Source organism: Bacteroidota bacterium, assembly GCA_030706565.1.
Taxonomy (GTDB): domain Bacteria; phylum Bacteroidota; class Bacteroidia; order Bacteroidales; family JAUZOH01; genus JAUZOH01.
Map to the genome: position 1 here is coordinate 1 of JAUZOH010000499.1, position 2,561 is coordinate 2,561.

1 protein-coding gene is annotated in these 2,561 nt (G+C 43.3%); it reads right to left on the reverse strand.

The annotated features are described in order from the left end of the window. Positions 1–2,106, reverse strand: a 2,106-nt coding sequence (gene katG, locus Q8907_16045; protein MDP4275780.1) for a catalase/peroxidase HPI, incomplete at its 3' end; no start/stop codon positions are given. Between the last annotated feature and the right edge of the window lie 455 nt (positions 2,107–2,561).

Here is a 2,561-nt window from a genome sequence, read left to right on the forward strand (position 1 = left end):
CGCCCTTAACTCAGAATTTGAACCAAAAATGAGGTCAGCTCGGGTTGCTGTCCATTTAATTTCACCTGTTTTGCGGTCTCGTCCATTAAAAGTTTCCTTGTCCTCTGAGGCTGGCATCCTTGCAGTTCTCATGTCAAGAAGGTTTACAAAATTATCGTTGGTAAGAACTTCAGGGCGATGGGTAAAAACTCCATATTTCGAATGGTCGAAGTTTGTATTTAAAACTCGCATCCCCCCGATCAAAACGGTCATTTCGGGGGCTGTCAAAGTCAGCAATTGTGCTTTATCAATCAACAATTCTTCGGTAGATACTTTATATTTCGTTTTCAAATAATTACGAAAACCGTCGGCCACAGGTTCCAACACTTTAAACGATTCAACATCGGTCTGTTCCAGTAAAGCATACATGCGACCCGGAGTAAAAGGTACTGTAATATGGATACCCGCATCTTTTGCGGCTTTTTCAATTCCGGCACAGCCTGCAAGAACAATAAGGTCAGCCAGGGAAATTTTTTTGCCGCTGGTTTGGGCGTTGTGGAATTCCTTTTGAATAGCTTCCAATTTTTCTAACGCACTAGCTAACTGTACAGGATTATTCACTTTCCAGTCTTTTTGAGGGGCAAAGCGGATACGCGCCCCATTTGCACCTCCCCGTTTATCCGAACCACGGAAGGTTGATGCCGAAGCCCATGCGGTTGATACCAATTGCGATACGGAAAGTCCCGATTTTAATAGGGCTACTTTTAATTCAGCCATATCTCTTTCATCAATTAACGGATGATTTAAAGAAGGAATTGGGTCTTGCCATATAAGTTCTTCGGTTGGTACTTCAGTACCCAAATAACGAGAACGTGGCCCCATATCACGGTGTGTCAATTTAAACCATGCACGGGAAAAAGCATCGGCAAATTCAAGTGGATGTTCATAAAAGCGCCTCGAAATTTTTTCGTAAACAGGGTCGAAACGCAGTGAAAGATCGGTAGTAAGCATTGCCGGTGCATGCTTCTTTGATGGATCGTGAGCATCAGGCATAACCTCACCGGCATTTTTTGCTTTCCATTGTTTGGCTCCTGCAGGACTTGTGGTAAGTTCCCAATCGTATTTAAAAAGATTATCAAAGAAATAATAGCTCCATTTGGCAGGAGTTTGAGTCCATATTACTTCCAAACCACTGCTAATTGTGTGGCCGCCCCTTCCGGTACCGAATCTGTTTTTCCAACCCAATCCCTGTTCTTCAATGTCGGCAGCTTCAGGTTCCGGGCCCAAATTAGCAGCATTTCCGGCACCGTGGCACTTTCCAAAAGTATGCCCTCCGGCTATCAAAGCAACAGTTTCTTCATCATTCATTCCCATACGGGCAAATGTATTGCGAATGTCCGTAGCTGCTGCAAGAGGATCGGGTTTGCCATCAGGGCCTTCGGGGTTTACATAAATAAGCCCCATTTGAATAGCAGCAAGTGGGTTGTCTACTTCACTTTTATCTAATTTACGTTCGTCATTATCCAGCCATTTGGTCTCGGAACCCCAATACACATCTTCATCGGGTTCCCAGACATCTTCGCGGCCCCCGCCAAAACCAAATGTTTTGAATCCCATTGACTCCAAGGCAACATTGCCGGCAAGAATCATAAGGTCTGCCCACGATATTTTTTTGCCATATTTTTGTTTGACAGGCCAAAGCAACCGGCGGGCTTTATCGAGGTTCACGTTATCCGGCCAACTGTTCAGTGGGGCAAAACGTTGCTGCCCTCCTCCTGCCCCGCCACGCCCGTCACCTGTTCGGTATGTCCCGGCACTATGCCATGCCATACGAATGAAGAATGGGCCATAATGGCCAAAATCTGCCGGCCACCAATCCTGTGAATCGGTCATTAATTTATGCAGGTCTTTTTTAACAGCAGCCAAATCAAGGCTCCTGAATTCTTCGGCATAGTTGAAATCTTTCCCCATCGGGTTAGATTTACAGGAATGCTGCCGAAGTATGTTTAATTTTAACTGATTGGGCCACCAGTTTATATTTTTTGTACCCCCTGTTGCGGCACTGTGTTTATTACCCACAGCACCAGTTACAGGGCACTTGCTGGTTTTTTCTGAATTGTCTTCCATAGTAAATAAGTATTAAGTTTAAAACTATTTGTGCTAATCCACTATTTACAATTGGTAACCTAAATTTCATCACCATGGTACCAATCAGTCTTATTGTTACATCAATAAACTGATTGGTAAGTATTTATATTAAAGTTAGGAATTCTATTTTTATTAAAGTAGTCTTTCAATAATATTTATTGCATGTAAAAAGATAAAAAGTTGCTTATCGCAGGAATGGTATTGCTAAATTGTTAGCTCTTTTGCAAGTCCCTGGTTTGAGCGTCAGCCCGTGCGGCTTGGAAATATGCTGTAAGATGCGATTTTTCTTGCTTCGCAAACCAGGGTAAAATACCGGTCGAAGCGTTTATTTTCATCTTGCGGTCAATGGTTAGGGGAAACATTATGTATGAGTTCGTGGTTGCTGTCTTTACCAGAGAGCTTTGAACTCCTAAATTGCCTTAAAACCAGCATGA